The organism is Nocardioides sp., assembly GCF_035703625.1.
Lineage (GTDB): Bacteria > Actinomycetota > Actinomycetes > Propionibacteriales > Nocardioidaceae > Nocardioides.
The window spans coordinates 1-7,449 of record NZ_DASSXS010000098.1; the positions used below are offsets into that span (position 1 = coordinate 1).

The 7,449-nt window shown below is 70.3% G+C and carries 9 protein-coding genes; 3 read left to right on the forward strand and 6 right to left on the reverse strand.

Annotated features, from left to right (window positions below):
* Positions 1-1,482, forward strand: a 1,482-nt coding sequence (locus VFN12_RS04965) for a PASTA domain-containing protein (RefSeq protein ID WP_325117496.1), incomplete at its 5' end; no start/stop codon positions are given.
* Here the strand turns inward: VFN12_RS04965 and VFN12_RS04970 are convergent.
* On the reverse strand, positions 1,461-2,234 hold the full coding sequence (locus VFN12_RS04970; RefSeq protein ID WP_325117497.1) for a DUF881 domain-containing protein: 774 nt from the start codon (positions 2,232-2,234) through the stop codon (positions 1,461-1,463). The two genes, VFN12_RS04965 and VFN12_RS04970, sit on opposite strands and share 22 nt — an antisense overlap.
* Before the next feature lie 60 nt (positions 2,235-2,294).
* Here VFN12_RS04970 and VFN12_RS04975 point away from each other — a divergent pair, with 60 nt between their 5' ends.
* A complete protein-coding gene (locus VFN12_RS04975) occupies positions 2,295-2,759 on the forward strand; it encodes a cell division protein CrgA (protein WP_325117498.1) in 465 nt (154 codons plus the stop codon).
* 304 nt (positions 2,760-3,063) lie between these two features.
* On the opposite strand, the gene VFN12_RS04980 is transcribed toward VFN12_RS04975, so the two are convergent.
* Together VFN12_RS04980 and VFN12_RS04985 are read right to left on the reverse strand one after the other, a co-directional pair.
* Positions 3,064-3,891 carry a rhomboid family intramembrane serine protease gene (locus VFN12_RS04980; protein ID WP_325117499.1) on the reverse strand — a complete coding sequence of 276 codons (828 nt, stop codon included), beginning with the start codon at positions 3,889-3,891 and terminating at the stop codon, positions 3,064-3,066.
* A gap of 107 nt (positions 3,892-3,998) precedes the next feature.
* Complete coding sequence (locus VFN12_RS04985; RefSeq protein ID WP_325117500.1) at positions 3,999-4,508, reverse strand: peptidylprolyl isomerase; 510 nt, start codon at positions 4,506-4,508, stop codon at positions 3,999-4,001.
* 152 nt (positions 4,509-4,660) lie between these two features.
* Here VFN12_RS04985 and VFN12_RS04990 point away from each other — a divergent pair, with 152 nt between their 5' ends.
* Positions 4,661-5,341 carry a hypothetical protein gene (locus VFN12_RS04990; RefSeq protein WP_325117501.1) on the forward strand — a complete coding sequence of 227 codons (681 nt, stop codon included), beginning with the start codon at positions 4,661-4,663 and terminating at the stop codon, positions 5,339-5,341.
* 62 nt (positions 5,342-5,403) lie between these two features.
* On the opposite strand, the gene VFN12_RS04995 is transcribed toward VFN12_RS04990, so the two are convergent.
* The 3 genes from VFN12_RS04995 to VFN12_RS05005 form a co-directional block, all read right to left on the reverse strand.
* Entirely contained in the window at positions 5,404-6,420 is a 1,017-nt protein-coding gene (locus VFN12_RS04995; protein WP_325117502.1) for a 1-acyl-sn-glycerol-3-phosphate acyltransferase, read from the reverse strand.
* Positions 6,417-7,241 carry a patatin-like phospholipase family protein gene (locus tag VFN12_RS05000; protein ID WP_325117503.1) on the reverse strand — a complete coding sequence of 275 codons (825 nt, stop codon included), beginning with the start codon at positions 7,239-7,241 and terminating at the stop codon, positions 6,417-6,419. Before VFN12_RS05000 ends, VFN12_RS04995 begins: the two co-directional genes overlap by 4 nt.
* 9 nt (positions 7,242-7,250) lie before the next feature.
* On the reverse strand, positions 7,251-7,449 hold a 199-nt coding region (locus VFN12_RS05005), incomplete at its 5' end, for a DUF3817 domain-containing protein (RefSeq protein ID WP_325117504.1).

Sequence of the window (7,449 nt, forward strand, 5' to 3'; positions counted from 1 at the left end):
ACGCTGCGCGACATCGTCCGCGAGGGCCGCAAGATCCTGCCCGAGCGGGCCCTCGAGATCACCAGCGGCGTCCTGTCCGCGCTCGACTACAGCCACCGGGCCGGGATCATCCACCGCGACATCAAGCCCGGCAACGTCATGCTCACCCCGAGCGGCGACGTGAAGGTCATGGACTTCGGCATCGCACGAGCCATCTCCGACGCCTCCTCGACGATGACGCAGACCGCGGCCGTGGTCGGCACCGCGCAATACCTCTCCCCCGAGCAGGCGCGCGGGGAGACCGTCGACTCCCGCTCCGACGTGTACTCGGCCGGTTGCCTGCTCTACGAGCTGCTCACCGGGCGCCCGCCGTTCGTGGGAGACAGCCCGGTGGCCGTCGCCTACCAGCACGTGCGCGAGCCGGCGACGCCCCCGAGCGACCACGACACCGAGCTGCCCGAGGCCATCGACGCGATCGTGATGAAGGCCCTGGCCAAGCGGGTGGAGGACCGCTACCAGAGCGCGGCGGCCATGCGCAGCGACATCGAGCGCTACCTCGCGGGCCGGCCGGTGCAGGCCGTCGTACCGCCGCCACCGCCGACCACGACGATCCCCTCCACCGCCGCGACCGCCGTCGGCGCACCGCTCCCCGACGAGGACGAGGAACACGGGCGCAGCCGCAAGGTGCTGTACGTGCTGCTCGGGCTGCTCCTCCTGGCGCTGATCGCCGGCGCGGCCTACCTGTTGCCGGGCATGTTCGAGTCACCGCCCGAACAGGTCCGGGTACCCGACCTGATCGGCAAGACCGAGGACGAGGCGCGCGCGGAGATCGGCAACGCCGGCCTCGCGGTCGGCGAGGTGCAGTTCCGCGAGGACCCCAACATCCGGGCGAACCGGGTCATCGAGCAGGATCCCAATCGCGACCAGTTCGTCGACCCGGGCACCGAGGTCGATCTGATCGTGTCCAGCGGCAAGCCGCTGGTCGAGGTCCCGTTCGTCGCCGGCAGACCCCGGTCTGCCGCCGCGGCCACCCTCCGCGCGGCCAACCTCGAGGTGGCCCTGCAGGAGCGCGAGTCCGACGAACCCGCCGGCCAGGTGCTCTCGACCGACCCGCCCGGGGGCAACACCGTGCCCGAAGGCACCCTGGTCACGGTCTTCTACTCCGACGGGCCGGAGGAGGTGCCCGACGTCGTGGGTCTCCAGCGCGGGGAGGCGGAGCAGATCATCCGGGACGCCGGGTTCGAGCCCGACGTGATCGAGGACCCCAACTCGACCGAGCCCAGAGGCAGGGTCATCCGGCAGAGCCCGGCGGGAGGCAGCGATGCGCCGGAGGGCTCCCCGGTCACCATCGTGGTCTCGGCGTTCGAGGAGGAACCCTCCGAGTCGCCCACGCCGACCGAGCCGCCACCCGAGACGACTCCCCCGCCGAGCGAGACGATTCCGCCCACCGAGTCACCGGCGGCCCAGCGGCTGGTGGGCCGTCAGCGCAGGGGTTCGGCGTAGCTCAGGTCGGTGAGGCCGTCGTACGCCGGCGCCGTGACGAGGGACTGGAGCTGGAGGTCCCAGCCCACCGAGATGTCCGGGATCGCCGCCTGCTCGCGGTAGATCTGGAGGTAGTCGTCGTCGGTGATCGCCCGGACCAGCTCCGTGGGATCGCCCACCGCCTCGATGACGTAGGGCTGCGGGTAGGGGACGCCATGGAGCTGGACCGCGTTGCCTTCGCACTTGATGCCCGTGGTGGTCACCAGCCGCTGGCCCTGGACCGTGACCGCGCTCGCCCCGCCCTTCCACATCGCGTTGACCACGGCCTGGATGTCCTGCTGGTGGACCACCAGCAGGTTGAGGTCCTGGGTGGTGGAGTTGATGACGTCCTCAGGGGCGTCGGACAGGGTGACGGTGACTCCCGGTCCTGACCTCGGGGTCATGCCGGCCGGGTCCTCGAGCCGCTCGATCCGCCGGTTGGCCCGGTTGACGGCCCGGTCCTGCACCGACGCCGCGAGCAGCTCGACCTCGGCGTTGAGGTCGGTGACCCGCTCGCGCAGTGCGTCGTACTTCTCGGCCTCGTCGCTGGTGAGGGCCGCGAGGTCGGTGTAGCGGCCGGGGCGGAGGTCTGTTCCCTCGCTGTTGGTGGCGCTGACCACGAACAGGGCGCCACACAGGAGCACGACGGCAGGCGTCCCGACGCGCCAGCCATGCCAGGGGCGCCGGGACGGCTCCGGGGCGTCCGCTGCCCTCGGCTCCGAACCCTCGCTCATGCCGACTACGCTAGCCTCCGCCCAGAAAGTGCGCCCGCACAGCCGACCCAAGGAGTCAGGGTGTCCAAGCAGAAGGCCCGGCAGGATTTCCTCGACCCGGTGCGCGGCCCCGTGTTCTCCGTGCGCTTCGTCGTCGCGCTGGTGCTGATGGTCCTGGGCATCGCCTGGATCGCCTACTACTACCTCGTGGTGCGGGTCGACCCCACGGTGGTCCCCGCTCCGGAGCCGGGCAACCCCGCGTTCATGGCCGACCTCGGCGACTGGAACTACCTGATCGGATTCGGCGCGCTGATGCTCGGGCTCGCCCTGTCGGCGCACCCCAGCACCCCGCTCGGTCGCGGGCGTGGTGTCGTGGTCGGCATGCTCGGGTGCTTCCTGCTCGGCCTGCTGTGGATCTGCACCTTCTACGTCTTCAGCAACAACATCGACACCATCCCGGTCTTCAACGACCTCGGCCAGTTCAACCTCGTCGTCGGCATCTCGTTCATGGCGGTCGGGTTCACCTTCGCCACCCGCTGGGAGTGAGCGAGCCGCCGCGGGTGAGCGTGCGAACCCGCGATCAGCGGCGAAGGTTGAGGAGGCTCGGCGCAGACCCGAGCGCAGCGAGGGCCTGCGCGAGCCGTCTCGAAACCCCGCACCAGAGCCCACCGAAACCCGGCCGCATGAGTTCCCACAGCAGGGGATAACTCTGGGGATAACTACACACGTGTAGTTCTCCACAGATCAGTGCACAGCTGTGGAAGAGATTTCACGGAAAAATGACGCCCTCCGGCTATGGACGGGCGCGAGGACGGGTGGCCCAGGGGGCCCGGCTGCGCGTCGCGATAGCTCAGGTGAGAGCGGCCGTGCGGGCCAGGACGGCGGCGACGAGCACCAGGGTGAACAGGGTCAGACCAGTGGTCTGCCACAGGGTCCGGTTCTGCCGGGGCGAGTACACCAGGATGGCGGCGATCAGCAGTCCGCCGACGAAGCCCCCGAGGTGTCCCTGCCAGGAGATGAAGCCCCGGCCGACGACGGTGATCAGGAAGTTGATGCCGATCCAGGCGAGGATCGGCTGGGTGTTGCCACCGACCTTGAACGCCAGCACCAGCAGCGCGCCCATCAGACCGAAGATCGCCCCCGAGGCGCCGATCGTGGACCCCTGGGGGGCGGCCAGCCAGTAGACCATGGTGGAGCCGGCGAGCGCCGACAGCAGGTAGAGCGCCACGAACCGGCCCCGCCCGATGGCCTGCTCCAACTGGGGTCCGAGGAACCACAGCGCGAGCATGTTGAACCCGATGTGCCAGATCTCGAGGTGGGTGAAGGCACTGGTGACGAGCTGCCAGTAGGCACCGTCGGAGACACCGTCGACCCAGGTCCGCGCGCTCGACAGCGAGCAGGCGGTCTCGTTGATGCCCGGAAAGAACTGGTCGGGCCTTCCGGCGGGGACGCAGCGGCCCTCGGGCAGCAGGGCGATGCGGAGGTACAGCGGACTGCGCTGGCCCCCGGTGGCGAGCAGAACGAGCCAGACCGCCGCGTTGATGGCGATCAGCACGATCGAGGTGAGTCCGGGGTTGCCCGACCGCAGGCCGCCGTACGCCGTGCGGCCGCTGCGCGTGGACTTTCGGCCCTCTGCCACGCACGTCGGGCACTGGAAGCCGACGGCGGCGTCGTTCATGCAGTCGGGGCAGATCGGCCGATCACAGTGCTGGCAGCGGATGTACGTCTCACGACCGGGGTGCCGATAGCAGGTCGGCACCCCGGTCGCGGGAGTGGACGGCTCGGTCAGCGCACGACCTCGACCGACTCGATGGTGACTGCGTCGGCAGGACGGTCGCCCGGGCCGGTCGGGGCGGTCGCGATCGCGTCGACCACGTCGCGCGACGCCTGGTCGGCCACCTCGCCGAAGATCGTGTGCCGGCGGTTGAGGTGTGGGGTGGGGCCGACGGTGATGAAGAACTGCGAGCCGTTGGTGCCGGGTCCGGCGTTGGCCATCGCCAGCAGGTAGGGCCGGTCGAACTGCAGCTCGGGGTGGAACTCGTCCTTGAACGTGTAGCCCGGGCCGCCGGTGCCCGTGCCGAGCGGGCAGCCGCCCTGGATCATGAAGCCGTCGATGACCCGGTGGAACCCGAGGCCGTCGTAGAACGGCCCGCTCCGGCCGTTGCCGGCGTCGTAGGACTTGGTCCCCTCGGCGAGGCCGGTGAAGTTCTCGACCGTCTCCGGGGCGTGGTCGGGGAACAGGTCGAGCGTGATGTCGCCCTTGTTCGTCTTCAGGATGGCCTGTGCTCCGGACATGACTACCTCTCGCATGAGTGGGTACGGCGACGAGGACGTCGACCGCGGTTGCGACCCCGATCCTCCCACGGGCCACAAGGTGACCCGCTGCTGGCCGGGTGCTGCAAAGCATGGTCGAATGGACGTGAACCGACGAGAGGAAGTGCCACGCCATGGGTCTGCGCAAGAAGAAGTCCCTGATCGATCGAGCCAGCGACTACGTCGAGAGCGCGAAGCCGCAGATCGAGTCGGCTGTTGCCGACGCCCTGGACCGCGCGACGCCCCTGCTCTCCGACGCTCGGGACAAGGCCGCGCCGGTGATCGCCGACGCCCGCGGCAAGGCCGCCCCCTACATCGCCGACGCCCGCGAGAAGGTCGGACCCGTCGTCACCGACGCCCGGCTCAAGGCCGGTCCGGTGATCGCCGAGGGTGCTGCGGTCGCCGCCGACAAGGCTGCCCTCGGCGCCGCTCTCGCTGCCGAGAAGGCCGCACTCGGACGGGACCTGGCCACGGCGAAGGCGGCCGAGCTGCGCAAGGAGGGCAAGAAGGGCGGCAAGCTCAAGAAGCTGCTCCTCTTCGGTGGTCTCGCCGCAGCCGCTGGAGTGGCCTACAAGAAGTTCAGCGGGCAGTCCACCAGCGACAACTGGCAGTCGTCCTACACGCCGGCACCGGCTCCCTCGTCGGACGCCTCGCGTCCCGTCGCCACCGAGCCGGCCGACGACAGTGCCGGCTCGTCCCCCGACGAGGCGCTGGCGGACTCGACCGGCGAGCCGCACCCCGTCTCCACTCCCGACGACCCCGCCGAGGTCGTCGACCTCGAGCAGGAGACCAAGGGGTCCAAGCACAAGGCCTGACCCACCGGAGCTCCCGCTCCACAGACCCACGTCACCGGCCGGAGGCGCCGCTCACGGGACGATCAGTTCCCCGGAGCGAGCTCCTCCGGCCGGTTCTCTGCCACCCACGTGTCGATCCGCTCCCACCAGCCGAAGAGCCACTCGATCCGCTCCTCCCGGCCGGTCGGGATCTCGTGGTGCGGCACCTGCCAGAACCGCATGATGATCCGCTTGTCCATGGGCAGCTCCCGCCACACGTCGCCGACGGTGAGCAGGTGGTCGAGCCCGGTGTGCGCCACGAGCAGTACGTCGGCCTCGGGGGCCGCGTCGAGGGCGGCGATCACCCCACCCGGGCGCGGAGCCAGCACGTTGGTCATCGCCTCGGCCCGGCGGGCCATCCGCTCCAGCCCGAGCTTGCGCAGGCGGTCGATCCCGCGTTGCCGGCGCTCCGGTGTGAAGTTGCCGCCTTCGGGGAAGATCACGAAGGCGTCGTTCTCGTCGAGGTCGGTGGCGAGCAGCGCGATCTGCGACTCGAGGTCCTCGCCCGCCGCCGGGTTCGAGGTGATGAACCGGGCGGGGATGCGGCTCAGCACCACGTCGATCATCGGGTCCCAGGCCAGGGTGTCCTTGAGGACCACCCGCGGCTCGCGGGAGTACCAGTGCATCAGCGCGTGGATCAGCGTGAAGGAGTCGCCGGGTCCGGCGTGCCGGCAGCAGACCAGGATCGGCTTTCCCGGGTGGGCATCCGGAGTGGGGCCGCTCGTCTCGATCCGCAGCGCCAGCACCCGCTTGGCCTCGCGGAAGAACACCCACATCACCCCCTGCACCAGGTCGTAGTGGATGCCCTCGAAGTACGGCGTCCGGATCCGCCAGCCGAACCCGGAGGAGATCCACAGCCCCAGGAGGACGACGAGCAGCAGCGACTCGCAGGTGAGGTACAGCATGACGACCCACATCAGTCGCAGTGCCCGCCAGCGTCCGGGCAGCACCGGCGAGATCGCAGCGGCGGCGATCAGCCACAGCGGCAGGCTCACCCAGAGGACGGTCGTCAGCAAGATGACGAGCGGCGCGACGACCAGGCGCCGGATCAGCCAGATCATCCGAGCCACTCGTCGAGGTACTCGACGCTGGCCTCGTAGGTCGCGTCGATCCGCTCCTGCACCCCGGCGAAGTCGCGGTGGGCCAGGATCGAGTCGTCGCGGCTCGACGTACCGCGCGCCGGGAGGATGTGCGCCTCCACGCCGTCGGGCAGCTCACTCATCTCGCGCGCGAACCGGTGCCGGCGGGCGATCTCGAACGACACCCGGGCCACCTCCCAGGGTTTCGTCGGCGGCTTCAGCGGCCGGTCGATCCGGCCGACCTGGAGCACGAAGATCCTGCGCGCACCGAGCTGCACGGCTCGCCCCACCGGGATCGAGTTGACGATCCCGCCGTCGAGGAAGTGCTCGTCGCCCACCCTGGCCGGGGGCAGCAGCCCGGGAACCGCGGCACTCGCGACGATGGCATCGACCACCGGGCCCGAGTCGAACCAGTGCTCGGCGGCCCGTTCGATGCTGGCCGCGCACACCTGGAAGCGCACCGGCAGCTCCTCGAAGGTGAGGTCACCGAACTCGTCCCGAAGTCGTTCGGTCAGCGGCTTGGGTGAGTAGATGTGGGTCCCCGTCGACACGGCCCGGCGGACCGTGCGCAGCCGGCGGTCGCCGTAGACGTCGCCGCTCTCCGCGGCACCCCGCCACAGCCGGGCCATCCGGTCGATCACGCCGGGCGTCGGGTCGCGAGCCACCATCGCGCCGTTCAGGGCGCCGACACTGGTGCCGAGGACCAGGTCGGGGGTGATGTCGCGTTCGAACAGCGCCCGCAGCATCCCCACCTCCGCCGCGCCGAGGACCCCACCTCCCCCGAGCACGAACGCCGTCGTCACGCCGGCCCCTCAGGCCAGCTCGGGATGCTCGGCCTTGAACCGCTGGCTGACCCGGTGCTCGACCCAGAAGATCAGGAGCGGGATCAGCCCGGCCGCCAGTGCCAGGATCGTGAACGCCGGGGTCCACTTCGCCGCGCGGGAGAGCAGGAACGCCACCACGACGTAGATCATGAAGACCCAGCCGTGGGCCACCCACATGATGCTGGCG